This is a genomic window from Nostoc flagelliforme FACHB-838, from assembly GCF_014698065.1.
Taxonomy (GTDB): Bacteria; Cyanobacteriota; Cyanobacteriia; order Cyanobacteriales; family Nostocaceae; genus Nostoc; species Nostoc flagelliforme_B.
Genome location: NZ_JACJSI010000044.1, coordinates 1 through 25,996 on the forward strand (window position 1 = coordinate 1; position 25,996 = coordinate 25,996).

General features: G+C 44.3%; 18 protein-coding genes and 2 pseudogenes. 12 read left to right on the forward strand and 8 right to left on the reverse strand.

The genetic code is table 11. The features are described 5' to 3' along the window. From H6G97_RS20595 to H6G97_RS20625, 7 genes are all read left to right on the forward strand, one after another. The coding region (locus H6G97_RS20595; RefSeq protein WP_422394198.1) for an MGH1-like glycoside hydrolase domain-containing protein at positions 1 to 918 on the forward strand (918 nt) is incomplete at its 5' end. A gap of 336 nt (positions 919 to 1,254) precedes the next feature. Further along, positions 1,255 to 2,103: a PEP-CTERM sorting domain-containing protein gene (locus tag H6G97_RS20600; protein ID WP_190942550.1), complete on the forward strand. Its 849-nt coding sequence runs from the start codon at positions 1,255 to 1,257 to the stop codon at positions 2,101 to 2,103. 672 nt (positions 2,104 to 2,775) lie between these two features. Further along, positions 2,776 to 4,896, forward strand: a complete 2,121-nt coding sequence (gene glgX / locus H6G97_RS20605) for a glycogen debranching protein GlgX (RefSeq protein WP_190942551.1) — start codon at positions 2,776 to 2,778, stop codon at positions 4,894 to 4,896. Between the two features lie 37 nt (positions 4,897 to 4,933). Beyond that, positions 4,934 to 7,105 carry an AGE family epimerase/isomerase gene (locus H6G97_RS20610; RefSeq protein ID WP_190942552.1) on the forward strand — a complete coding sequence of 724 codons (2,172 nt, stop codon included), beginning with the start codon at positions 4,934 to 4,936 and terminating at the stop codon, positions 7,103 to 7,105. A gap of 291 nt (positions 7,106 to 7,396) precedes the next feature. Then, a complete protein-coding gene (locus H6G97_RS20615; RefSeq protein ID WP_190942553.1) occupies positions 7,397 to 9,058 on the forward strand; it encodes an FAD-dependent oxidoreductase in 1,662 nt (553 codons plus the stop codon). A gap of 2 nt (positions 9,059 to 9,060) precedes the next feature. Next, positions 9,061 to 10,521, forward strand: a complete 1,461-nt coding sequence (locus tag H6G97_RS20620) for an ATP-binding protein (protein ID WP_190942554.1) — start codon at positions 9,061 to 9,063, stop codon at positions 10,519 to 10,521. A 479-nt stretch (positions 10,522 to 11,000) separates the two neighbouring features. Beyond that, entirely contained in the window at positions 11,001 to 12,338 is a 1,338-nt protein-coding gene (locus H6G97_RS20625) for a low temperature requirement protein A (protein WP_338421791.1), read from the forward strand. 43 nt (positions 12,339 to 12,381) lie between these two features. Here H6G97_RS20625 and H6G97_RS20630 read toward each other — a convergent pair whose 3' ends face one another. The 4 genes from H6G97_RS20630 to H6G97_RS20645 form a co-directional block, all read right to left on the reverse strand. After that, a complete protein-coding gene (locus H6G97_RS20630) occupies positions 12,382 to 13,347 on the reverse strand; it encodes a tyrosine-type recombinase/integrase (protein WP_190942555.1) in 966 nt (321 codons plus the stop codon). Between the two features lie 497 nt (positions 13,348 to 13,844). Further along, a complete protein-coding gene (locus tag H6G97_RS20635) occupies positions 13,845 to 14,726 on the reverse strand; it encodes a hypothetical protein (protein ID WP_242055025.1) in 882 nt (293 codons plus the stop codon). Further along, positions 14,719 to 15,228: a hypothetical protein gene (locus H6G97_RS20640; protein ID WP_190942556.1), complete on the reverse strand. Its 510-nt coding sequence runs from the start codon at positions 15,226 to 15,228 to the stop codon at positions 14,719 to 14,721. Before H6G97_RS20640 ends, H6G97_RS20635 begins: the two co-directional genes overlap by 8 nt. Then, positions 15,225 to 16,076 carry a helix-turn-helix domain-containing protein gene (locus H6G97_RS20645; protein ID WP_190942557.1) on the reverse strand — a complete coding sequence of 284 codons (852 nt, stop codon included), beginning with the start codon at positions 16,074 to 16,076 and terminating at the stop codon, positions 15,225 to 15,227. Before H6G97_RS20645 ends, H6G97_RS20640 begins: the two co-directional genes overlap by 4 nt. 192 nt (positions 16,077 to 16,268) lie before the next feature. Between H6G97_RS20645 and H6G97_RS20650 the strand changes: the two genes are divergently transcribed. Beyond that, positions 16,269 to 16,622: a helix-turn-helix domain-containing protein gene (locus H6G97_RS20650; protein WP_190942558.1), complete on the forward strand. Its 354-nt coding sequence runs from the start codon at positions 16,269 to 16,271 to the stop codon at positions 16,620 to 16,622. A gap of 145 nt (positions 16,623 to 16,767) precedes the next feature. Further along, positions 16,768 to 16,911: pseudogene (locus H6G97_RS52700) on the forward strand (RNA-guided endonuclease TnpB family protein); the annotation flags it as partial. 54 nt (positions 16,912 to 16,965) lie between these two features. Here H6G97_RS52700 and H6G97_RS20655 read toward each other — a convergent pair. The 4 genes from H6G97_RS20655 to H6G97_RS20670 all read right to left on the reverse strand — a co-directional run bounded on the left by H6G97_RS20655 (position 16,966) and on the right by H6G97_RS20670 (position 20,195). Next, positions 16,966 to 17,211, reverse strand: a complete 246-nt coding sequence (locus H6G97_RS20655; protein ID WP_242055026.1) for a hypothetical protein — start codon at positions 17,209 to 17,211, stop codon at positions 16,966 to 16,968. Positions 17,212 to 17,360: 149 nt separating this feature from the next. Further along, positions 17,361 to 18,215: a hypothetical protein gene (locus H6G97_RS20660; protein ID WP_190942559.1), complete on the reverse strand. Its 855-nt coding sequence runs from the start codon at positions 18,213 to 18,215 to the stop codon at positions 17,361 to 17,363. Between the two features lie 47 nt (positions 18,216 to 18,262). After that, positions 18,263 to 18,736, reverse strand: a complete 474-nt coding sequence (locus H6G97_RS20665) for a hypothetical protein (protein WP_190942560.1) — start codon at positions 18,734 to 18,736, stop codon at positions 18,263 to 18,265. A gap of 322 nt (positions 18,737 to 19,058) precedes the next feature. Then, the gene (locus tag H6G97_RS20670) at positions 19,059 to 20,195 is read right to left on the reverse strand and encodes a ParM/StbA family protein (RefSeq protein WP_190942561.1); all 1,137 of its coding nucleotides are present in this window, start codon (positions 20,193 to 20,195) and stop codon (positions 19,059 to 19,061) included. 485 nt (positions 20,196 to 20,680) lie between these two features. Between H6G97_RS20670 and H6G97_RS20675 the strand changes: the two genes are divergently transcribed. The 3 genes and pseudogenes from H6G97_RS20675 (at position 20,681) to mobF (ending at position 25,996) form a co-directional block, all read left to right on the forward strand. Then, the gene (locus H6G97_RS20675; protein ID WP_338421792.1) at positions 20,681 to 21,169 is read left to right on the forward strand and encodes a hypothetical protein; all 489 of its coding nucleotides are present in this window, start codon (positions 20,681 to 20,683) and stop codon (positions 21,167 to 21,169) included. A 13-nt stretch (positions 21,170 to 21,182) separates the two neighbouring features. Continuing rightward, a pseudogene (locus H6G97_RS52705) lies at positions 21,183 to 21,344 on the forward strand (four helix bundle protein); the annotation flags it as partial. Between the two features lie 95 nt (positions 21,345 to 21,439). Further along, positions 21,440 to 25,996, forward strand: a complete 4,557-nt coding sequence (gene mobF, locus H6G97_RS20685) for a MobF family relaxase (RefSeq protein ID WP_190942563.1) — start codon at positions 21,440 to 21,442, stop codon at positions 25,994 to 25,996.

Consider the following 25,996-nt stretch of genomic DNA (forward strand, 5'->3'; position numbering starts at 1 on the left):
AATTCTACCTACGAAGACATTGCCAGCAAGTTTTTTGAGCATTTTTTATACATTGCTGATGCCATGAACGGCGTTGGTGAAGCTGAAATCGCGCTATGGGATGAAACTGATGGCTTTTACTACGATGCTCTACATTTACCTGATAGTCATCAATTCCCAATGAAAGTGCGATCGCTAGTAGGGCTAATCCCATTATGTGCGGTGAGCATTTTAGAACCAGAGACCTTAGAGCAGCTCCCAGGTTTTAAAGAGCGGACGCAATGGTTTCTGAAAAATCGCCCTGATCTGACCCGAAATATTGCTTGTATGCAGAAACAAGGAATTGGTGAGCGTCGGTTGCTAGCGATTGCCTATCCAGATAAACTCCGTCGCATCTTAGAAAAAATGTTAGATGCAACAGAATTTTTCGGACCTTATGGTATTCGCTCTGTTTCTAAAGTTCATGCGTCTCATCCTTACGCTTTAACCGTAGATGGTCGAGAGTATCGAGTAGATTACGAACCTGCTGAATCTAGCACAGGAATGTTTGGCGGTAATTCCAACTGGCGCGGGCCAATTTGGTTTCCGATTAATTATCTACTGCTAGAATCCCTACAAAAATTCTATCGCTACTTCGGCGACGATTTCAAAGTTGAGTGTCCCACCGGTTCAGGTCAAATGATGACGCTTAAGGAAGTATCAATTGAATTAGCTCAAAAACTGATCCAAATTTTTCTAGCAGATGGTTCTGGTAGACGACCTTTTTATGGTGGAACAGAGAAATTCCAAACAGACCCGAATTGGCGCGACCTGATTCTGTTCAATGAATACTTTCATGGAGATAATGGCGCTGGTATTGGTGCTAGCCATCAAACTGGTTGGACAGGTTTAATCGCCAAATTAATCCAGCAATGTGCAGAACAGGAGTTATCAGATTAATTTGATAGTTTTGGGAAATCACTAATTTTCAAAATGTGTGATTTTTCCCAATTCATCAAAAGTATATACAAAGAAAATTGATTTTTTACAGTTTAATTCATTACCGAAGAGGCGGAGGGGCAGTTCTTGCTGGGAGCAGGGGGAGCAATCCCTGTCCCGTTCGCGTAGCGTCTCGAAGAGAAGCCGTGAAGCGGAGCGGAACATGGGTATTAAGCCCCGCCCTTCCAGGGCGTTCTCGATTGGTCGGCTTCCTTGCTCCTTCCAATCCTCTCCCCTGCTCCCTGCTCCCTGCTCCCCGCTCCCCTGCCTCTTCTGACACACTATTTCTAAAAAATCATGCAACTCATCCATATGTCTAAACTCATCAAAGGAGCGCTTTACTCCGCCTCGGTAATATTAGCATTCAGCATCGGTTCACGTTCTTACGCAGGCACTTTTATCGTCTCCGGTGATGCTAATATCGTGAATCCGTTGGTGGCTTCATCTAATCAACCGATAAATCCAGGAAATGTACAATTTTTTACCAATATCTTGGAAGGTGGAATCAATGTTATTGTACAAAGTACTAGTAGCGGGGATGATACTGCTGTAGAAGCTATTGAATCTGAAATTAATAGCTTCTACAACAGTCTTACTGGTGTAACATCTACAATTGTTAGCGATCTAATTACTCCCGCTGTACTTTCTAGTGCCGATTTATTTATCAGCCCTTTGCCAGATGATTCCTTCACTGATGCCGAGATTGCCTCTCTAGGAAATTTCTTGGAAAACAACGGGTCTATTTTTTTTCTAGGAGATAATAATAATTTTCAACAGGAAAACGCACGGATTAACGCAGCCCTGACGAGTTTAGGTAGCAGCATAAACATCCTCGACGCCGATATTTTTGATTCTGGCTTTAATACTGCCACAGGCTCACGGATTGCATCTAATCCATTGACTGCTGGTGTCAACGCCTTTACCTATGCAGCTGCATCTGAAGTAGTCGGCGGTACAAGCTTATTCTTGGGTCTGACTAGACAAACTTTCTTAAGTGTTGAGAATACTACTCAAGTTCCTGAGCCGAGTGCTATTGGTGGTGTACTAGCAATAGGTAGCATAGGCTGGCTGATGAAGCGTAAGCTTAAAACTTCTAAAAATAAGCTAAACCACATCCAATACGGTTCGGTTAAGCCCAAAAAATAAAAATGTGTAGTTGCAGGGTTTGTTGAGTTTCGTTCCTCAACCCAACCTACAAATATTCTTAACCGAATCGTATTAGTACAATCCAAAAAGGGAACAACGCGAAAAAATGGTATTAAGAAACAGCAAGGAAAGATTAATGATTTATTAAATCCGGTGATGGATTGTTAATTTACCAAAGCAGATAAAACTTGATTATAACTTGTAAAAACTTCTCATTTTCCTTCTACATTGTATATAAAGCCTGGATGCGTTAGCCTGAGCTAACGCGTCCTAAAATTTAAATATTGTAAATAGTTAAAAATATTATTACTTATTTATTATCAAAATAATACAACCCTCATCCAAAAGTTAAACCCTTGTAACTATATTAATCATTCATTAAAATTAATTTGTATAAACTACTTAACAGGCAATTAAATTACCGAAATGAGTAGATTTAAAATTTTCACTTTAGTTGCAAAGTTTTGACTCAGTAATTACTGAATAGATGTATAAGTAGGTTTTCCAACCACTAAGCCTTCTTCAGGGCAATATTGTAGTCAACAATTAAGGGGTAATTTAACACAACTTTGGCCATTAATAAATTGCTAAAAATATCATTAATAATTTTTTGATGGCTAAAAGCGTGCTAAATGGCCCACCAGTTAAATGCTATAAGGACAGAGAGAAAGAATGACTTTAACTACAGATAGATATCAGGTTGAACTAGAAATACCTGATTACCAATTAGAATCGGGATGTTCACACCCTTTCGGTGCCATACCAGACAAAGATGGAGTAAACTTTTCCATCTTTTCAGAACATGCTACCTCTGTCGAACTCTTGCTGTTTGATCGTGATGATGCTCCGCAGCCAAGACAAATTATTCAGTTAAACCCAAAATTCAATAAAACCTTCCACTTTTGGCATGTCTATGTCAGAGGGTTAAAACCGGGCGCTCACTACGCTTATCGAGTTAATGGGAATCCTGATTTACACGGAGCAGGACACCGCTTTAATAAAAATAAGGTACTGCTTGACCCTTATGCTAGAGGAAACACCAACACTCTTTGGCAGCGCAACGATGCTTTAGGGTCAAAAGACAACCTGACTACATCTATGCGTAGTGTAGTTATTGATACATCTAATTATGACTGGGAAGGCGATAGCCCGCTTAACCGCCCAATGAGCGACACCGTAATTTATGAGGTACACGTTGGCGGATTTACCAGATCGCCTTCTTCAGGCTGCAAACACCCAGGCACTTTTTCTGCAATGATCGAGAAAATTCCTTACCTGAAAGAGTTAGGAATCACAGCTGTTGAACTGCTGCCAATATTTGACTTTGACGAAAAGAACCTTCTCCGAGAAGTCAACGGTAAAGAACTAAAAGACTACTGGGGATACAACCCCCACAGTTACTTTGCTCCTGAAGCTTCATATTGTGCTTTCCCTGATGTCGGAAATCATATCAGAGAGTTTCGAGATTTGGTCAAGGCTTTACACAAAGAAGGGATTGAAGTCATTCTAGATGTAGTCTTTAACCACACCGACGAAGGCAATCATGAAGGCCCAACCATCAGCTTTAAAGGTCTTTTTAATGATATCTTTTATCACCTAGTGCCTTGGGATAAGCAGTACTACATGGACTACTCCGGGTGTGGCAATACCGTCAATTGCAACCATCCCATAGTAGAAAAGTTAATTGTAGATTGCCTGGAATTTTGGGTGAAAGAGATGCATATCGATGGTTTCCGCTTTGATGAAGCCTCCATCTTATCTCGCAGCCAAGACGGGGTACCAATGAGCCATCCGCCGGTGATTTGGCACATTGAAACATCCGAAACACTAGCTGATACCAAAATCATTGCTGAGGCTTGGGATGCCGGTGGGCTTTATCAAATTGGCGATTTCCCTGGATATCGTTGGGCAGAATGGAACGGACGTTTTCGAGATGACATCCGGCGCTTTGTCAAAGGAGATGCAGGAATGGTTGGGGCAGTTGCTTGGCGCATTGCTGGAAGTTCTGACCTTTACCAATCGAGCAGACATTTACCAATTAACAGCATCAACTTCATTAGCTGTCATGATGGATTTACCCTCAATGATTTAGTTTCATATAACCACAAGCACAATGACGCGAATGGTGAAAACAATCGGGATGGCATCAATGACAATTTGAGTTGGAATTGTGGGGTTGAAGGAGAAACTGACAATCCCCAAATTGATGGATTACGTCGGCGACAGGTTAAGAATTTTGCAGCCATTCTCATGCTCTCTCAGGGTGTGCCAATGGTTGTGGCTGGTGATGAAGTCAGACGTACTCAAAAGGGTAACAACAACGCTTACTGCCAAGATAACGAAATTAGTTGGTTAGATTGGAATCTTGCAGAGAAGAATGCTGATATTTTCAGGTTCTTCAAACTGATGATTAATTTCCGCAAGTGCTACTGCCATTCTGCTTTACGCCGTAGTAATTTTTTCACTGGTGAAGTTAACGAGCGCGGTTTAGCAGACATTGCTTGGCATGGCTGCAAGTTGTTCAAACCAGGTTGGCACGACTCTCATGCGAGAGTTATTGCATTTACTCTCGGCGGCTTTGAAGGAGAAGCAGATATTCATGTCATGCTCAACATGTACTGGGAGGATCTAGAGTTTGAAATTCCTTCTATTAAAGATAGAAAATGGTACAGAGTCGTAGATACTGCTCTTCCTTCTCCAATAGATATTGCAGAGCCAGGGGAAGAAACTGTAGTTTCAGATAATGTCTATTCCGTTAAAGAGCGTAGCGTTGTTGTTCTGATTTCTAAATAGTTATCAGTTAATGAATTTCCAATTTGGAGTTAATTCAATGAGTAATGTAGGCTTTTCGTTTTCGGATTTGATTGCTGGGTATGTTACCGCTTTTGATTCAAGTAAGGGAGATTCTGGTACTTTTGATCTCAAAACGTCAGATGGCAGGAAATTTGAAGTAGCATTGACCTCAATGACCTATGCTGAACTAGTACGGAATTTAGATGAGCCTTTCTTTGATTGCACTAGCCAAATAAATTCAATGCTCGTGCCAAATTGCTATCTTTTCGTGTATGGCATTTTTTATCCTGAAGCAGGTGAGCACAAGTTTGAAGCTAAACACATAGTTTTTCTGGGTAGAAGAGAAAATGAGTATCTTTTTGAAAGCTCAGATTGGTGGGTCAAGCAGATACGAAGCCTTGGCGATTTTTACCTCAAAGCCCAGTTTGAAGATGGCGAAATTGATTATCGAAAATATCGCACTGGCATTGGTTTAGTTGGTTCCAAAGAAGATAGTACTCGTCAGGAAACTGACACCATTTCTCGTCTAGTTTATGGTTTTGCCACAGCCTACATGATGACTGGAGACGATCGCTATCTTGAAGCTGCGGAAAAAGGCACTGAATACCTCCGCCAACACATGCGTTTTCTCGATGAAGGCGAAGGAATTTGCTATTGGTATCATGGTGTTGATGTCAAACCAGGTGGCAGCGAACAGAAAATATTCTCCTCAGAATTTGGGGATGATTATGACGCTATTCCAGCTTATGAGCAAATTTATGCGCTGGCTGGTCCCACCCAAACCTATCGGATAACAGGCGATCCACGGATCATCAAAGATATCGACTTGACGATTAATCTGTTTAACAAGTATTTCTTGGACAAGACAGAGAAAGGAGGATTTTTCTCCCACATCGATCCGATTACTCTCAGTCCTCACTCTCAGACTCTAGGCCACAATCGCGCCAAGAAGAACTGGAACTCCGTAGGTGATCATGCCCCAGCTTATTTGATCAATCTTTGGCTAGCGACTGGCAAAGAAGAATACGCAAATTTCCTGGAGTACACCTTCGACACTATTGAAAAGCGGTTCCCAGATTATGACCATAGCCCATTTGTTCAAGAACGTTTTTATGAGGACTGGACTCACGATACAACTTGGGGATGGCAGCAGAATCGAGCCGTTGTAGGTCATAACCTGAAAATTGCTTGGAACTTAATGCGGATGAACCACCTGAAACCAAAAGAAAACTATGTGACTCTGGCAGAAAAGATTGCAGAAATCATGCCAGCAGTCGGTAGCGACCAACAGCGTGGGGGGTGGTACGATGTAGTCGAACGCACCTTAAAACCAGGGCAAGAGGTACACCGCTTTGTCTGGCATAACCGGAAAGCTTGGTGGCAACAAGAACAAGCTATCTTAGCTTACCTGATCTTGAATGGCTCACTTGATAAACCTGAGTATCAACGCCAAGCCCGTGAAGCGGCAGCTTTCTATAATGCTTGGTTCCTCGATTACGTGGCTGGGGGTATCTACTTTAATGTTCTGTCAAATGGGATTCCCTACTTGCTAGGAACGGAACGAGGCAAGGGGAGCCACTCAATGAGCGGTTATCACTCGTTTGAATTGGCCTACTTAGCTTGCGTTTATACGAATCTGCTGATTACTAAACAGCCAATGGATTTGTACTTTAAACCAAAACCAGGTGGCTTTAAGGACAACATTCTGCGAGTTGCACCAGATATCTTACCACCAGGCAGTGTGCGGATTGGCGATGTATGGATCAATGGGCAAAGATATGCCGATTTTGATGCTGCAAACCTAACAGTCAAACTGCCAGTTACTCAAGACGATCTGAAAGTTAGAGTCAGACTTCTTCCGACTCAAGTATCTTTCGACGCAACCCTGTTAGAAGTCAGTAATGGTATTGCCAAAATCTCCTTAACTGGGTTATTGGATGCTAATGGTGTGGTACATTTTCAGGAAGCGATCGCTAAAGCTACAGCACAGCCAATCACTCGTCTGGTCTTACTACTACAAGACCTGGAATGTATTACTACTGCTGGTCTACGGTCTCTGATTTTCGCTAAACAAAAACTGGGTTCTGATGTTGACCTCTACATGGTCGGCGCACCGGAGAACGTGAAACAATTCCTGATGATGAGTGCATTTTGCGATAGTGTAACCGTTTTGGATGAGTATGAAACTGTTCAGCTGGCAAGTGTGTAAGTTGCGTTAAAAAACATTTTAGTAGTCCTAATTAGATAAAAGATACATAGTTCCAACAAGGAAACGGCGGTTTATCCAAAGCTATTAGGACTACGCTCAATACAGTTCGGTTAAGGAAAGTTATTTGTTAAAAGGAGTAAAGGGAGCAGGGAGAGCGGGGGGTGCTGGGAAAGAAAAACTTCCCCAGCACACTTAGCCTCACTTGGCTAATTTTTGTAATATATTATACCAAAAACCAGTTTTTATGGCTAGTTAAATAATTACAAACATCATTCCTAGAAAGGAGCAATTTTGGTTAATCCTGTACTACTTACTGTTGACGATGACCCCGGAGTTCTACGAGTAATAGAGCGAGATCTCCGACATGAGTATGGCAATCGCTTTCGGGTACTACGAGCCGACTCAGGTGCAAATGCTTTGAGAGTATTGCAACAGGTAAAATTACGTAACGAGACAGTTGCCCTCTGTGTGGTAGACCAGCGGATGCCACAAATGTCGGGCGTGCAGTTCCTTGAACAGGCTATGGAAATTTTCCCGTCTGCAAAACGAGTTTTGCTAACAGCTTATGCGGACACCGATGCTGCTATCTCTGCGATAAATACAGCAAAGATTGATTACTATCTTATGAAACCGTGGGAGCCGCCACAAGATCTTCTGTACCCAGTTCTTAGCGATTTATTAGACGATTGGGTTTCGTCATACCGGCCACCCTTTGAAGGTATTCGCGTTATTGGCTCCCGTTGGTCGCCCAAGAGTCATCACATTAAGGACTTCTTGTCCCGCAACTATATGCCTTATCAGTGGTTGGACATTGAGGCAGAGGAAGAAGCGCGTCAGTGGGTTAGTTATGCTCAATGTAATACCACGCATTTGCCACTAGTAATATGCCCTGACGGTTCGTATCTCATACAGCCAACGCACGCCGAAATTGCTGAAAAAATCGGGTTGAAGATGCAGGCCCAAATGCCCTTTTACGACTTGGTGATCGTGGGGGCTGGCCCATCTGGTTTAGCAGCAGCAGTCTATGGAGCGTCTGAAGGCCTACGCACAGTATTGATTGAAAAAGAGGCTCCAGGGGGGCAAGCAGGGACGAGTTCCCGTATCGAGAACTATTTAGGCTTTCCCCAAGGAATTGCTGGATCGGAATTAGCTCGCCGCGCCGTTACTCAAGCTAAACGATTCGGGGTAGAGATTCTCTCGCCTCAAGAGGTAATTGACATTCGCTTGCAAGATTCTTGTCGCATCATCAAGCTGAAAGACGGGACAGAATTAAGCTGTTACGCATTGCTGATTGCCACAGGTGTCTCATATCGCAAGCTTGATGTGCCCGGCATTGAGAATGTGACTGGGGCCGGTGTATACTACGGTGCGGCAATGACGGAAGCACTCTCCTGCCAAAATGAAGATGTTTATGTAGTTGGCGGAGCTAACTCAGCCGGGCAGGCTGCGGTGTACATTTCTAAGTATGCTCGCCATGTGACTATGTTGGTACGCGGCAACTCACTGGCTACAAGTATGTCAAAGTACTTGATAGACCAAATCTTAGCAACAGACAATATCACAGTACAGTTTCAGTCCCACATCGTCGAGGCTCATGGCCAGACTAACCTAGAAGCAATTACGATCGCTAACACTAAAACCCACGAACAGGAAACCATTCCCACAAAGCTGCTGTTCATTTTAATTGGCGCAAAGCCACACACTGATTGGTTGGCTGGGATTGTGGAGAGAGACGAACAAGGGTTTATCTTAACCGGACCAAGCTTGATAGCCAATAAACAATGTTCAAAGGCATGGAAACTGGATCGCCAACCCTTCCTGCTTGAATCCAGTGTACCAGGCATATTTGTGGCTGGAGATGTGCGTAACGGCTCTGTGAAGCGAGTTGCTTCTGGCGTTGGAGAGGGTGCGATCGCTATTCAGTTCATCCATCAATATCTAAGTAAGGTGTAATTATGTTAGATGCTTTGCGTCAAGTGTCACTTTTTGCACAATTGACAAATGAGCAATTGCAATGGTTATCTGAACACAGCTGCGAACTATGTCTGGTTTCGGGAGAATACATAGCCATTGAGGGAGAACCACTAGACTATTTCTATGTGCTGATAGAAGGCGAAATTGAGTTTACCAAGAAGGTCGGCAATGCAGAAAAACACGTAATGAGTTTTGGTGCTGGAACATATACAGGTCATGAGTTGATTCTATTAGATGCTCCTCACCATCTCGTCAACGTGCGTGCCGTGAAACCGAGCTATATGTTGAAATGGGACACAGATACTTTCTGGGAAATGCTGACAACCTGTCCGTCGATTACGCGTGACCTTTTAATCATCACGGCGCAACGGGTGCAAATGTTGGAATCTATGTCACAACACCACCAAAAGCTAATTGCACTCGGCACTTTAGCAGCTGGTCTAGCCCACGAGTTGAACAACCCAGCAACAGCCGTCGTCCGAGGTGGGAAGCACTTGCACAAAATCTTTCAACAATTGCCATACCTTGGACTCAAACTCAATCACCAGCAAATGACAAAAGAACAACTGTTGTTTCTTGACAACTTGCTGCACTCAGTAATTGTACGTGCCGAAACCCCCTGTGACTTAGAAGATTTACTAGCGCAGAGCGATCACGAGCAAGAGGTGACAGCCTGGCTGGATTTACACAACGTACCTGATGGCTGGAAAATTGTTTCTTCCTTAGTCCGGGGAGGACTGGATACTCAATGCTTGGATACCATTGTGGAGCATTTATCCCCAGAATCACTCACTGAAGTTCTAGCTTGGCTCGACGCCACACTCACAGGAATTGAGCTGTTGGATGAAATTGACCAAAGTTCGGGGCGCATTTCCGAACTGGTCAAAGCTATTAAAGAGTACTCCTATATGGATCAGGCTCCGATGCAGGAGGTGGATATACACCAGGGAGTTGAAAGTACGCTGACTATTCTCGGTCATAAGCTCAAGGGCGGCATTAGTTTAACACGCGATTATGACCAAAGCTTACCGCTAATCTCGGTGTATGGTAGCGAACTCAACCAGGTATGGACGAACCTGATTGACAATGCGATTGATGCAATGAGTGGACGAGGACAAATCAGGATTCGCACAGCACAAGAAAATAAGTGTGTGCTAGTAGAAATTGCCAACAACGGTCCAGCCATTCCGCCAGAGATCCAAGAGCGGATATTCGAGCCGTTCTTTACCACTAAGGGGGTGGGCCAGGGTACAGGTTTAGGTCTAGTCATTAGTTACCGAATTGTTGAAAAGCATAAAGGCGAGATCCGCTTGTTCTCCGAACCAGGAAACACCCGTTTTCAGGTTATTCTGCCCATATCTTTGTCCGAAACAATATCTGAATGCCATCAATGCCAATTTATACCATCTGATAATACAACGATGCAATTTATACACAGTTGATTAAGGAGTGTGTGGCAATACTAGTCTGCCAACCCAAAAATGCACTTGTGAGGGCTGGGGAAAGGGGAAGGGGTAAGGGGGAATGGCACGCTTGAAAAGGGAAAATCGTTGAGGCAGCTCTTGTGCTCTTGAGCAAAGGAGCAGGGGAGAAAGAAGAAATTTTAGGCATTGCGTTCAGATATTTAGAAATTCCCCTCTGCTCCCCTGCTCCCCTGCCCCTCTGCAATCCCTACGCCGCTTACCTTTCAGCTTAACAAGCGTGCTATTCGGGTAAGGGGTAAGGGATTTAAACCTTTCCCCCCGCCCCTTATCCCCAGAGGGGGCCCCACCTTCCCCTTTACCCCGCTTTCGTCACGAAAGCGAACTACTAGTCTGCCAACCCAAAAATGCACTTGTGAGGATTGGGTAAAGGTTAAAGGGGAAAGGATAAAACACCTTCAATACTGTTCGGTTAAGCATTTTTAACTTGGAATTGGGTTTTGGGAAAAGGTTACTGGGTTTGGGTTAAAGGTTTTTCTTTCTCCTTTTCCCCTTCCCCTTTCCCCCTTAACCGAAAAGCATTGAAAACACCTTTACCCATTGCCCTTTCCCCTTTACCCCGCCAAGTTACGGAAGCGAACAGTATTGGAGTGTGTGGTATGAATAAATGGTTGAAATCTCCTGAATTACGTATTAGTGAAGGTAAGGAAGAAGAACGGCACGCGACGTGGTTGGAACTCTTTTTTGATCTATTTTTCGTGGTTGTGATTTCGGAGCTTGCTCACAATCTCAATCGGGATGTCTCATTATCGGGCTTCCTTGGCTTTTTGCTACTCTTTGTGCCGATTTGGTGGTCTTGGATTGGCGCTACGTTCTATGCCAATCTATTTGATACTGATGATTTGGGACACCGACTCCTGACCGCCTTACAAATGCTTGCAGTGGCGGCACTAGCAGTGAACGTACACGACGGGTTGGGTAAAAGTTCAGTTGGTTTCGCCCTTTCCTACGCTGTTGTTCGGGTATTGCTCGTCCTCGAGTTCTTACGTGCTGGAAAGCACATAGTTACAGCACGACCACTAACGACCCGAATCGCGAGCGGTTCTGGACTAGGGGCATTGGTTTGGCTGGCGTCGGCATTTGTACCGATGCCACTGCGATTTGGGTTTTGGATCTTGGCGCTGACAGTAGAATTTGGAATAGTATTGACAGCAGGAAAGTCTGTGCATATGGAACTGGCTCCCCACGCTTCACACTTGCCTGAGCGTTTTGGCTTATTTACCTTAATTGTGTTAGGCGAGACAGTCTTAGCGGTAGTTAATGGTGTCGCACAGCAGCAGTGGAATTTCTCACTAGCATATACTGCCGTGTTTGGCTTGAGTATTGCTTTTAGTTTGTGGTGGCTGTATTTTGACAACCTTGGTGGTTCAGCAATCCAGGCTGCTCGTGCCTGCCGCCACATAAGAGCTTATCAAACTTGGGTCTATATGCACTTACCCTTGGTGATTGGTATTGCCGCTACCGGAGTTGGGGTGGAGCACGCCCTAACAAGTGATACAGATATGGTACTGCCGTCTGCTGAACGCTGGCTTATTTGCGCTAGCTTGGGGCTATGTTTCTTTACCCTTGGAATCATCTATCTTACTGGTGTGAGCACTGACACCAGACTACGCTGCAAAGTCCGGGCGGGGTATCGCTTTGTGGCAGCAGCTGTTATTCTGATTCTCGCTGTAGCTGGCGCGGGTTTGTCAGCTATGGAGTTGATTGGGCTTATAGCTGTGGTTGGTGCTGTTCAAATTATCCTCGAGCTGCGTCAGGTTACTAGTTTTTATAAATGATTCCGAGAGATACTGTCGTCGGCTAGCTGGATGCCTAATACTTTCAAACCAAATCCTCCAATAAGGCTGTAATTCTCCCCTGCGCTTTAGTTCGGTTGTCGTCATAAATCATTAAAGTATTCAGATTTGCGTGGCGGCTCAACTTTTGGACGCTTCGCACATCGCCACTACTGGCATCCAGGGCCGCAGTAACTGAAGAATGTCTGATTTTGTGGGGGCTGACGGTTTTGGAGATTCCAGCAATACGAGCAATAGCGACGACAATCTTGCGAATTCCATCTCCTGTCAGCCGATGCCCGTAACGAGGTCGCAGTGAAATAAATAGCGGCTGTTTGATGTCTAACTCTTTACGCGCTAACAACCAATCCTGGAGTGCTTTGCAAGTTTTGAGATGTAAATCGACGTTTTCCTTTTGGGTTCCCCTTCCTTTCCCCAGGATACTCAAAGTCCGTGATTCTAAATCCAAATCCTCAATATTGCAGTAAGAAATCTCCTCTCGGCGCAGGGCATTGGCCCACAACAGCCGTAGCAACGCATAATCGCGTTTACCTTTTATTGTTTCCCTGTCTGGCATTGCTAACATTTTTTTAAATGCTTCTGGGCTGATTCCCGTCGTATCCCGATAAGGTTTGATTTTCTCGCTTTTAATATCAGCTAAAGTCCAGTCACACTTGCCCACCTTATAGGCGTAGTTAACCAGTGACTTAATCGCCGCCAATCTGCGATTTACAGTTGCTTCCCTCAACCCCTGGTCAACTAAACAAGCCTTGTAGCGCAAAACCAGAGTGACAGCAGCGTACCTGTCCATTTGCAGGAACTGCATGACCAAAGCGGGTGTTGGTTCCTGAGCGCAAACCGAGAGAAAAAATTTTTTTAAATCTTTAGCGTACTCGTGACGGGTACTTTTATTGCGCTTGCCCACCAGTAACTCTGCCAACAGGTCACGTTCAGCGGCAATGGCGAACGGATTAGCCTTATTGAGTGAATCTGATGAGTCAGTCGGCGACATACAATTATCGAAAAGAACTATTTTCGATAATTAACGTAGCACAATCTTGCAGGCGATATGCAATTTGTAGAGGAATAAAAAAGTTCAACAATAAATAATAAAGTCCAACAATTTCTGTTAGGTGCTTTACCCCGCTCCAGGCATCCGTCCATAAATCGCTCGAAAGAGCCTGTACATCGCGCCCACGCTACGTTATTACTAGAGCGATCGCCACCGGCTCATGGCGGTTACGCCATCGCTCTTAAGGCGGGGCGTAGCCGATGCGCCCACATTCTCTTAACATCACTCTCCTAATTGTTCAACTTTTTTATTTGAGTTTGGTGTCTCTGTGTTGAAAAAGTGGTAGATTGATGCCTTTAAAGCCCCAAATTGTTCAACTTATTTTTACGGGGCTTGCACCCAACCACTCTAAATCAATGCTTTGAGAGACTAGAATTGTTGAACTTTTTTATATGCTTACACAATTGTGTAGATAAACTATAGGAATCCGGTTTGAGTTACTTAATGGGGTAATATAGACCATCGTCGCCAAAACGCCAGCCACGGGAGCCGGGATCTCTCCGGCGGCTCCACGACTCAAACTCAGATGGAGTTTTATTTTCTCGCTCCTTGGAGAGGCTTAATTCATCAACGCCCAATCTTCTCGCTAGACTCTCCCCAGTGCAGGACAGAAGTTCTACTTGTCTTGCTTGGAACTGATTAAATGAAGATGAATATTGTCTTCTGCCTCCGTTTCCATTTTGCCGAAGCTGCCCAAGTGCGTTGTTCAGTTCGGCAAGGCGAGAGGCTACATTTTCTAACTTTTTTTCTAAATTATTCAGCTTTTGTGCTTGAAGAGGAGGTGATGTCGATTCTATACTCTGTTCTATACTAGTAGCGATTTGCTCTAATCTGGTTTCGATTTGCTGTAGGCGATGTTCTATACTGCTTTCTATACCTGAAGCATTGGTTATCTGGTTTGTTGAGAGCGTTTCGAGTCGGGAGATGATGTGATGTAGAACATCTTCTATACTGTTGTCTGCAACTTCTGTCTGTCCCAAGACGTGATGTATACCTTGGGCTACCAACTCTGTTGCTGAGGTGTTGAGTTCTTTTGCTTTCGCTCTGAGCGCTTCAACTAAAGATTTGGGAAGTTTAAAATTTACTGATTCCCGTTCTATAGCCATGCTTACACCCGCACTCCAGCAACACCCATCTTTAGTTAGCTTACAGCTTGTTGGGTTCCAAGCCTGCATTTGCTTTGGGGTATATTCGGCGGATAGCCCGTTTTCCCAAGTAATGGTAATTTTTTTTGTTATATTCGATACCATACCTAAGCGATTGCCGCTTGCAATAATGCGATCTCCTACCTCAAAATCCCCTATAGAATACTTACTCATCTTTATTGCTTCCTACTAAGTAAGCTTTATTCATTGCTTTCCACTGTTCGGGGGTGATGGCCTCTACTTCAGCCTTGCGTAGCTGCACTTCACGCTCATCATTAGAAGTGCGGTTTTTTCTGCTTAGACTGCGAGATTGGGCAATCTCGCTAGAAGCTTGATTAACACGCTGCTTAAACATTTCAAATTGCTTCTGTGTAACCTGCTTCCAGTCAGCGCGGGAAATCGCATCCAATTTCTTGCACAGATACAAGTCAAAGCGGGTATCTAATACGCCGTACTCCTTTAAATGATAATTGTCAAATTTGTTACAACCCTGACAAACAGGGATGCGATCGCGGTGTGGGTTGTAGTCGGAAATTATCAGCCTGACTAGATGAGCTTGAATTTGTCCCGTGTCCTGGCAACAGAAGCAATGCCACCTGGGTTGCCAAATCTCTTTGTCATCACGCTCAGTTTTATCGTTGATTGGTAACCGCTCAAATTTGGGTAGTTCAGTCATAATTCACCCTCTCTGAGCCAGCTAAATTGTTTAGTTTCGTTACACCATCTGATAAAATCCTGTTTTTCTTTATCAGTGGCGAATTCTAAGGGGTTGGCTGTTTCCTCAATGATGGCCAGCCAATCAGCACGCCGAGGATCGTTTTCCCATTTAGTGGTTTGTGCTGGGGAACTTTGCCCCTTGGACTTGTACCACTGGGCTGATAATTCCTCCCAGTTTTTCTCTATCCACTTTTGGGGCAACTGCACTGGTGGGTTTTTGAGTTCTCCTGCTCTCTTCTCCCCAAATTTTAAAAATTCGTCTCTCTCCTTTTCTGAGAGAGAGTCTAAAAAGTCTAAATAAGTCTTATTAATCTTAGGGGTGCTGGAATCTTTATCTGGCAATGGTTTTGGCTGACGCAAGTTGCGTGGCGATCGCGCAAGTTGCGTAGCGATCGCGCAAGTTGCGTCATGATCACCTAAGTTGCCGTCAGGCAACAAAGTTGTCTCATCGCAACTTGTTGTTTCATCGCAACTTGTTGTCTCATCGCAACCTGTTGCCTCATCGCAACAATGCAAGCCCTTGGTGAGAACGTGAACCTTGACCTTAAGAAGCTCCATATCGACAAACCCCTTTTCATCCAAGGCTTTGAGAGCGCGTCCTACAGTGCTGCGGTGAACTGGCTTTTCTGCGGTAGATAAATCTTTGGCAATCCGTGCTGGTGATACTTCCATTCCGGTGCTGTATGGGTCGAGAGTGCGAAGGTAGTAGAGTACATCCCTCTGTGCTGGCGTTAGTTCGCGGCAGGCTCTCAACCATTCTTCATGTTGGAGCGGATAGAACTTCCCCTGAATCTTTGTGTCTGTCATAATATGGATAAACGAGTTTTGCCCTTACCTGCTTATGCAAGTAGAGCTAGTTTGTTGTTGTAAAAATCGCTAAAATTTCACAAAACTGTCACCCCAGCACCATTAAGCCAGTGTGATTTTTGCTAGATTGTATTTCCGAGATAAATTGGATAATATTCAATAACTTGAAAAAAAGCAAGTAGTAACAGCAATATGGATAAGCATCAAGAAATATTAATTACAGCAATTAATGAAAGTGGCCTAACAGCAAGAGAGATTTCTGTTCGGGCTGGTGTTCATGAGAGCACCATCAGTAAATTTCTTGATGGTAAAAGTGACCTAAAAGCTGGTAATTACTTCAAAATCCTTCATGCTCTGCCAGAAAGCTGTAGAATTCCAGCACTAGCGAGAATAGGAGTAGTTGAGCTAACGCCTGTTCAATTAATTGAATCTGCGACACCCAGAGAGAAAGCCGAGATACTACAAGCGATCGCCGCTTGGGTATTACAACCAGGGGCTGTACCGAGAACAAATACGGGTACGAGTGACCTGCAAGTAGCCGTTTGATTGCCTGGGAATTTTTTTATCAAAAAAATTGGGTTTAAAACCTCCCCCTGTCATGCTCTGCTTTTAGAGGCGATGTTGGATGAAGGAAGAATCGCCGCCGTTTTACGGCGGTGAGTTGTCAAATATACCCCAGGCGTGATATTAGTTAAAAATGATAAAGGCGGAAGGTTCAGCCGTCTCTGCTGTAGGAGGGGAGGTAAGTCCTACTCTTGGGCGAAAGTCTAAGTTTAGGCACTCCCCTATGATTACAGAAGCCCCAACTTCAACCGTACTCGGTAAGTTGGGGTAGTTCACTACTACCAGAACTTCCTTGAAGGTACTATTAGTAGTAGATTGACATCCACTACCGGATTCCGTTTACCGTCTTTCGTGACTTATTGATGTAATCGCTCTTGATGAACACCTGTGATTTATTCCAGCGCAGTTGATAGCAGAAACTTTTGGTATCAGGACAGGCAATCACAGATGGAAAGTTAACACCGAAGATAAAACCGATGGACAGATAAACCACCAGACAAAACAAATAGAACATCACCCCAGAAAAGCCAGAACTGAGCCATCTGCCAAACCACAGCAAAGTTGATTTCAACTGATCTGTCCGTTGTTTGCTCAGTTGTACCCCTTTCTCTTGAGTCTGTAACCATTGTTGAGAATTTTTCAGTTTTTGGTCAGCCAGTTGACTAGCCTTAACTTCTGATGCCTTGTGAGCCTGAATTTCAATAGTACGGCGTTCTTCTTCTAGTCGGAGTTGGAGCCATTCTCTGAGGTTGGTGGCAAGCTGGTCAAGTGCTGAGGCGATGGGGGTAGCGTTGGGGTTTCTCCAGTAAGAATCTTCTTCCTGGGTCGATTCTGAAACTTTCCCGCAATCTTAGCCTTGAGCATATCTTCCATTTTGTGCCAAGCTTGTTGAAACTCTGGGGAACCGAATTCAGCAGCTAGATGCTTGATATATAAGGAAGGTGCATCAGCAGCATCAGACTTAGCCTTGTGGCGCATCATCTGATTAACAAGGTCTTGCCCGTTGTCCAAGAGTTGTGTCGCTGCTTCCTCAATGTTCAAATCAATCTCTGAAGAATCTAATTCATTCAATTCATCTGATTGGGGCTGTAATCCGAAACCAAAATATTCAGCGACCTGTTCAAAGGTTTGACCCTGAGACTTGATTAAATCGCAAGCTGAAATAAAGCGATCGCACTCTGCTGGGTTATATTCTTCTTGGTCTGCTAGTCCGCAAACTTGCAAAATCCGCAAAGATTCCGTAAGTGAAATTTTAGCACCAACCTGCTCACAAGCTATTGACAATAATTCGGAAATGTCTTTCGGCTCTGAAGCTGACTTTTTAGGTTTTTTTGGCTTCTTAATTCCTAAGCCTTTACTGGAGTCAGCATCAGTCGTAGGTAAAACAGCATTTTCCCCTAACAACTCTGCTACTTCCTCCTCAGTCTTACCCTCTTCAATTAACTGGCGACATTTGCGGAAGCGGTCAGCATCATCTTCAGTATATTCTTCTTTTTCAGGTATCGCAGCAAGGAGCAAAGTCCGTGTAACTTCTTCTGGAGATAGGGTTGTAGAAAGTTCGTGTTGTTGGTACATAGTTCCTCGTACTAAAGCGTCAAATTGAAGTGAAATGGTTATGGTTACTAAGAGCGAGGTTTCAAAGGATTGAACCATTCCTGTGGTTCTGGCTGTTGCTTAACAGATAAATCGTTTTCTACAGGGGACGGCACATCTAAAAGATTGTCATCTGCCTGAATAAAGAGGGCTTGTTGTTGTGGTTGAATTTCTGAAGGTTTATTGACTGGGCTTGTTGGTGATTGAGACTCAATTAAGCCCACTTCTAAATCTGCTGGCTCCTCACCTAACATTTCTTGCAGATATTGCTGGTGAAGCTTCAAGCGATAAATGCAAGAGCGAATGTTGTAATCTAAATTATCTTTAGTTCCTTTCCCAGCAGCTTGATAGGCTAACGGCAACCAATAACTCATCAAGGCAATCATCACCATATCCTTGGGAGGATAAATAGTGTCTTTAGAGTTCAAGTAACTTAGTAGGATTGCTTCAGGACTTTCTTGTTGAACTCTAGTACGCAGACGGAATTCAAAATTTTCTAGCATCAGTCGCATCCTTTGAATTGCTAGTGGAGGCTAGTAGTCCGCCAAGAAAACTTGGCGGGGTAAAGGGTAAAGGGTAAAGGGCAATGGGGAAAGGTAAAAAGCTTTTTAGTATGTGGGCGAAATAATCCGCATCATTATTCTTGGCATTTGTGGGGGAAAGGGATGGAATTTCCCCTTACCCCTTTACCCTTTCCCCAACATCTTGGCATTTGTTACTTTTGCAAGATGTCTATTGGGAAAGTAAAAAGCTTGTGAATGTTTGGTGGGCGACCATTATCATTCCTTTTCCTTTCCCCTTTCCCCTTTCCCCTTTCACCAACCCTTACCCAGTATTTTTGGGTTGGCAGACCACTAGAGCAGGGGAGTAAACTACCTGATTTTGTAAATACCGAAATAGTCCGTAAACATCTGTCAGACGTAGACACAGCGCGTCCTTTTGTGGAGGCAAATTGAAAGCTAGCCGTACATCCTCTTCTAACTCCGCAGCCCAGGAAATTTTGGCATGAGTAAATAAGTTTTTCAACTCATTACTTAAATAGTCAGATGTCCCCCCGCCGATAATCACCTGATGGATATTGGACGGGATATTGCTGATGAGCCAGTCAGATACTTTACTCCAGTATTCCTTACGTGCCATTGCAGCTACTTCAATAATTTGTGTGACTTCCTCGGCTCGAAACTCAGCCTTCTTGCTTCTAGCTAAAGATTTAAAGAATTTGGGCTTCAGCGTAGTTCCTGATTGATGGATCGCCAACAGCAAATCTTGTAGATTCTGCCCAGAAGTTCGGCTTTTGATTTTTTCTAACATCCAAGCCAAACCCAGGTTATCAGACTTGCCAGAAGATAACCCCCGCTCAAACAAGACAACTGAAATATCCCGAAAGCCAAGCATTAAAACCGCTATGTTCAACTGATTGAAATCAGCCCCCAGTTTTTTACTCCGTGTCAGCACCAGCCCCCCACCTTCAGGCATACACTCAAAGCATCCCAGATGGACAGAGAATTGCTGACCACGAAAGGAAAAATTAGACAATGCCGCAATCAAACCGCGTTCTAGTCGCTCTCTATCTTCCCACTCCCCATAGGGCAGTAGCAGCGCCAAGGATAAAGTAAAGCTGGTTCCCAGCCCCTCTTTAGTAGCGATCGCTCCCACTGCTGCCAGTACTTTGGGGATAGCATTCTCATACTTGAGTTCAGATAATTTAACACGAGCCTCAAAATGCTTTTGTGCCAGGAATCCTACTGCATAATATTCCGAGTCAAATTCCACAATAGCCTCATTTTCTGGACTAGGGCTATTAATCCTGCCTGACTCGTATAAGTCTATTGACTCTTTAGTAATACCGATTAGCTCCGGCTCCATACAGAATAATTCTGGCTTGTAAGGAACAGAAGACAGAATACGGTAAACCATTTTGGTCATGGAAGAACCAGGATCAAGACTGAGCAATAAATCCATTGTCAGTTACCAATTGATTTGAGATTGATAATTGCGAAAGAGTTCTAAGAGAAACTCACTCCACGAGTTTTCAAGAGTTTCGGCGCGAAATCATCTCTTTTTTCTGGTTAAAAACATTTGAACTGTGAATAAAGACTTGTGGAAAAACTTTGTCTGCCAAAATCTCCCAAGATTTCCCAACAGTTCCCAAAATCCCCCCAATAAAATCCCAAAAATTCCAACCGTTCCCAATATTTCCCAAATTTTAAAATCTTAGCGAGAGAATATTGACACAATTCTCATTAAACTTAACATTTTCTAAAAACTCCCAATATTTCCCATAATCTCCCAACAAATCCCAAAAGTACCCCAATATTTTCCATAATCTCCCAAAGGGTAAACCCGTCTTTTCATCCCAAAAAGGAGCGCACAGTACGCCAAAAAGTTTGGTAAGAAAAACCAAATGGGATCTAAAATTAGATTTAGTTGTGATTGGCACGTATTGAGTGAAAGAGCAATCAATTCATGAAGTTAGCCTCACAGTTTTGAAAACAGAAGTGCGTCAGATGATGGCGATGTGCTTCTGGAAGAATAGCCATCACTGGAGTAGCCACCCCTCTCGCCGAAAAAGAGATTTTCCACAGGTGGTGATTCGAGTAGCTTATTTCAAAACAATCAATTGGGTGGGTTTTAACTTTTGTAAATATCATGCAGCAGCTGTGGAGATATTTAGAAGGCTGCCACCATCTGAAAGATTCTTTTACGAGATCACCCCGAACTGTTACACAAAGTTCAAAGTTTGGTGCGTTGACGGTAAGCATTTTAAGTATGTATTAACTAAACTTTATAGCTATGCAGATATAGAAGTTGAATTTGTAATTAGTCCTTATAGAAAGGGATTAGTTGTACCTGAAGCCTTTGCACTCTTAGGGTTGACATTTTACGAAAGAGGCGTAAAGGCAGAGGTGCAGGGGTGCAGGGGTGCAGAGGAGTAGGGGAGCAGAAGGGATGGCAAGAGAATTAATAAAAAGTCACAAAGAGCTAGTAGTCTGCCAAATGGCATTTGATGCAGCGATGAAACTTTTTGAACTTTCAAAAAGTTTTCCTGTAGAGGAACAATACTCCTTGACTGACCAAATTCGACGTTCGTCACGTTCTGTTTGTGATAATTCCCATCTCCTCCCCTGCTCCCATGCCTCTCTGCTCCCCTGCTCCCCTGCCCCCATGCCTCTCTGCTCCTCTGCTGCTTTACTCTGGGGGTGGACGTGCTGACAGCTAAGAACGCATCACCTCAGAGAGCAGTAGAGTACTTCCTGGAAGGCTATTACCAGGAAGGAGAATCACGTTGGTATGGCAAAGGAGCCAAGAAACTAAAATTATCAGGTGCAGTTAATAACAAAGAGACTTTCTCTAACATTGTCAATGGGCGATCGCCTGATGGCAGTAGGCAACTAAGCGCCAGGACACTCTCATCATCTCAACGTAGAGCCGCCAGCGATTTTACATTCTCTGCCCCCAAGAGTGTGAGCCTAATGGCTTTAGTTGCTGGAGATCAGGGGTTAATTAAAGCCCATCAGTCAGCAGTAGAACAAGTATTAGCCCTGATAGAAGAACGCTATGCCTGTACTAGGGTTACAACTGATAGCGGTCGGGAAATTGTCAACACAGGTAACTTAGTCGTTGCCGAGTTTGACCACATTGAAAGCAGAGAATTAGACCCCCATCTACATACTCACGCCTTGGTGATGAATATGACTGAGGTATCGGACGGGGAATGGTACAGTACCTTAAACGATGACATTTTCGCCAATAAAAAGTTTTTGGGCATGGCTTACCAAAGCTATCTAGCAGTAGAAGTGCAGAAGCTGGGGTATGAAGTTGAAGCCAAAAAACACGGGCAGTTTGAGATTAAAGGGTTTAAGGAAGAAGACCTCAAAGAGTTTTCATTGCGAAGGCAGCAAATATTAGGGGCGATTGGTGAAAATTCTAATTGGGCAGAGCGGGAAAAAATCTGGTCAAGCACCCGCAAGCGCAAAGAGAAAATTGACCCAGAAGACTTGAAAGCGAAGTGGAAAGAAGAAGCGGCAGCGCTGGGTATTACTTTTGTGCAGCCAGCAGGGTTAAAACCAGAGTTCCAAGCTTTACCAGTGACCCAGGAAAGTTTAGAAGATGCGATCGCTCATTGTTCTGAGAGAAATGTGGCTTTTACTCAGTCAGATTTGGAAAAGTTCATCCTCAGTCAGGGTTTAGCCACAGATGTCAGAACTATTGAACCGTTAATTAAGTCCCATCCTGATTTAATCAGCTTGTCTGAGCAGCATCGGGATTACACGACTTTAGCAGCAGTACAGCGAGAAATCGCCACGATTCGCTTGATGCAACAGGGACAAGGTAAAGTGAACGTCCTTGCTCACCCAGAATTCGTTGACAGTCACTTAGAGAAAACTGCTTTGAATTCTGGTCAGCGTCGGGCAGTGCTGGAAGCTGCAACTACGACAGACCAATTCATTGCATGGCAGGGCGTAGCTGGCGCTGGTAAAACTTTTGCCCTTCGGGAATTGAAAGCGATCGCTGTCGAAAGTGGGTACACCATCAAAGGCTTTGCGCCCAGTTCGATGGCCGCGAAAGTTCTGGGTGAGGAACTGGACATCCAGGCTGAAACTGTTGCTAGATTGTTGGTTTCTGAACCGCCCCCTGTGATTCAACCTAATCAAATCTGGGTTGTGGATGAAGCAGGTTTACTTAGTGCTGCATACGCGATGTCTTTGTTAGAAAGAGCGACTCAGGAGCAAGCCAGGGTGATTCTCGTGGGAGATACAAGGCAGCTATCAGCTGTAGAAGCAGGCAACCCGTTCAAATCTTTGCAACAGGCGGGGATCAAGACCAGTCACTTAAACGAATCTTTAAGGCAACGTGCGCCAGAGTTAAAACTGGCAGTAGACCTGATTGCTGAAGGCAGGATTGAGGAGGGATTTGAACGCCTGGATGAAAACGGCTGCATTCAAAGTATGGAAGCCGAACTAAAAATTGATACGATTGCCCGTGACTACATGGCAGCGACAAAAGAGCAACGGGCGCGAACCCTAGTATTGGCTGGGACAAATAGAGAACGGTTGCAAATCACCCAAGCCATTAGGGAGCAATTGAAAGCTGAGGGGAGTTTGGGGGCTGCTACAAACATCACCCAACTCCGAGCTAAAGACTTGACCAGGGTACAGATGCGCTACACCCATAACTTTGAACTGGGGGATGTGGTCATGCCTACGCGCAACTACAAACGCCGGGGGTTAGAGAAGGGCAAACTATATTCCGTGGTGGGCAAGGATACTGACAGATTGACGCTCATTACTGATGATGGCAGCCATCTTGAGGTAAATATCGGATTTGATAAGGCCGTTTACCAGCGACAAGGGATTGAAATTGCTGTGGGCGATCGCTTGCGATGGACAAAAAACGACCGACAATTAGGGCGGCGCAATGGTCAGGAGTTTGTAGTTAAAGCCATTGAAGGGTATAGCGCCCAAATCCAGTATTTAGACAACGGTCGAATTGAATCTATCAGTTTAGCTCAGGCACAATGCTTGGACTATGCGATTGTCAGCACTACATATAGTAGTCAGGGCAAGACTGCTGACCGAGTGCTGATTGCCGCAGATAATACCATTGGGCAGGAGAGCTTTTATGTGGCTGTCAGCCGTGCTAGGTATGAGTTAAAACTTTATACCGAGGATAAAAGCAATCTGCTCTCCCTGGCGCAATCCTCTAGAGCCAAAGAAAATGCTCTCGCCCTGGTACGGCAGAAAGAACAACAAAGGCAGTACCAGCAGGCGAAAGAAAAAGAGAAGGTGGTTGTCAATGCAATTGTAACGTCTAAGCCAGAGAACATACTCCTGCGGACTGGGGAAAGGTTAAGGGGAAAGGGGCAAGGGGAAGAAGAGTTAACAGATTCCTCCTTTACCCCTGATTTACCCCTGACCCGAAACGAAGTTTTGACCACGCCTACTTTACAATCGATTCAATCGCCAATCATTAAGCAGCCAAGCGCCAGGGCTATACAAACAGAGGCTTTCTGGACTCCAAGCGATATCAGTAGCAGCCCCAACCATATTGAACTGTCACACTGGCAAGAACTAGTTAAGGGCAGTGCCATTCACCCGGAAATCGTCACTAGAAATTTCAAGAGCCTGCAAAATGACCCAATAGAACATGAGCATGAAGCTTGGGAATACCTGATGTACAGCGATAAGCTAGAGCGCTCCAATACTGGAAGGCTGTCTGCTTTTATGCTGCGGAAGTACGCTCATCTGGAAAATGGTGGTTGGTGGTGCAATGCTGGCGTTGATCCCCGCTCCTTCCTTAACCTACAGTCGGGACAGAAGCCAGAGGAGAAGATTTGGGGATGCTACAAGCCCAACGCACCCAGAGAAAACCCAGACAAACCAGGCAAATTCATCAAATACGAGCATCCCCCAAAAACCGACCTCAGCATCTTTCTTATAGATGTGCCTGATTATATTGCCGAGCGCATCTATGACAAAGCTGGGGTACAACCGACCCAGAGCGATCGCCAATCGGGATTTTGGTATTGTGTTTGGAAGCACAATATACCAGTTAGCATTACTGAGGGTGCAAAGAAAGCAGCTAGCCTATTGAGCCAGGGTTATGCAGCAATCGGACTGCCAGGAATTTACGCTGGGTATCGCAGTAAAGATGCTTTGGGGAATGAAATTAAAGCCAGACTTCATGAAGAGTTAGCCATTTTCGCTACCCCAAAACGTGAGATGACATTTTGCTTTGATTACGAGACGCGACCTGACACCAAGCGGAATATCGACATTGCTATCTCGCGCACTGGTGGTTTGCTGGAGCGCCTTGGGGCTAAGGTCAGTGTGGTCAGTCTGCCCGGAACCGAAAAAGGCGTTGATGATTTTATTGTGGCTCAGGGTGGGCTAGCCTATTATGAGTTAACCTGTAAAGCTTTAAGGCTGAGAGAATGGCGCAAGGATAATCAACGGCAGCGGCATTCACCACCAGAACCACTTAAAAAGCTGAGGAAAGATGAACGTAAACTCCAGTTATCAGCTAAGTTCGCTCAAGATGAACAACAAATAGTCAATATTGAGGCGAAAACTGGGTCAGAAGAAATCAGGGTCAAATGTGAGTCAGAATTCCATGCAAGTGCAACCCCAGTTCAGGAAAATCCTGCTCCTCCTGTTCCTGTGTTGTCTTCTTTGCCAGAGCCACCTAAAAAACTCAGTCCAGAATTACATCAAGAAAGGTCATTAATTAAGTCTGTTGAAGATGAAAACAGTCACGATAAACAACGAATTGCACGAAATTTAAATCGATTTAGCGATAAAGACTTCTTGTTGGCAGCAGAGTTTATAGTGGATTACTTCAGTACATCTGCTTCACGTCCTCCATCACAAGCTGATAAACATTCTATTCTCTCTGAGATTGAAACCTGCTGTCAGCAGATTGATAGCCTGTGGATAAAGCATGAAGAACAAAAGAAGCTGATTGAATCAGCCGATAAGAAACCAGTTTTGAGAGGTAATAAACAAATTCATCAGGTAATCATAGAACAACAATATACTTTGGAGATGATTAGGAAGAATCTCAAACAAAAAGAGCAGTTTGAGCAACAACTATCTGATTGGGAGAAGCAATCTGAGGCACATCAAAAATGGTTAAATCACCCTGATACTATTCAATTCCAGGTGATTCTTGAAGTTTTGAAAACGCCTCAAATGCTAGAACGATTGGCTAACACTAAACAAGAATCACAACAACAGAAAGTGCGGTTTAAACTTAATAACTGA

What these genes read in the sequence shown, in the direction of transcription:
- H6G97_RS20600 (WP_190942550.1), top strand. Translation starts at nt 1,255, where the DNA reads ATGCAACTCATCCATATGTCTAAACTCATCAAAGGAGCGCTTTACTCC.
- glgX (WP_190942551.1), top strand. Translation starts at nt 2,776, where the DNA reads ATGACTTTAACTACAGATAGATATCAGGTTGAACTAGAAATACCTGAT.
- H6G97_RS20610 (WP_190942552.1), top strand. Translation starts at nt 4,934, where the DNA reads ATGAGTAATGTAGGCTTTTCGTTTTCGGATTTGATTGCTGGGTATGTT.
- H6G97_RS20620 (WP_190942554.1), top strand. Translation starts at nt 9,061, where the DNA reads ATGTTAGATGCTTTGCGTCAAGTGTCACTTTTTGCACAATTGACAAAT.
- H6G97_RS20630 (WP_190942555.1), bottom strand. Translation starts at nt 13,347, where the DNA reads ATGTCGCCGACTGACTCATCAGATTCACTCAATAAGGCTAATCCGTTC.
- H6G97_RS20635 (WP_242055025.1), bottom strand. Translation starts at nt 14,726, where the DNA reads ATGAGTAAGTATTCTATAGGGGATTTTGAGGTAGGAGATCGCATTATT.
- H6G97_RS20640 (WP_190942556.1), bottom strand. Translation starts at nt 15,228, where the DNA reads ATGACTGAACTACCCAAATTTGAGCGGTTACCAATCAACGATAAAACT.
- H6G97_RS20645 (WP_190942557.1), bottom strand. Translation starts at nt 16,076, where the DNA reads ATGACAGACACAAAGATTCAGGGGAAGTTCTATCCGCTCCAACATGAA.
- H6G97_RS20650 (WP_190942558.1), top strand. Translation starts at nt 16,269, where the DNA reads ATGGATAAGCATCAAGAAATATTAATTACAGCAATTAATGAAAGTGGC.
- H6G97_RS20660 (WP_190942559.1), bottom strand. Translation starts at nt 18,215, where the DNA reads ATGTACCAACAACACGAACTTTCTACAACCCTATCTCCAGAAGAAGTT.
- H6G97_RS20665 (WP_190942560.1), bottom strand. Translation starts at nt 18,736, where the DNA reads ATGCTAGAAAATTTTGAATTCCGTCTGCGTACTAGAGTTCAACAAGAA.
- H6G97_RS20670 (WP_190942561.1), bottom strand. Translation starts at nt 20,195, where the DNA reads ATGGATTTATTGCTCAGTCTTGATCCTGGTTCTTCCATGACCAAAATG.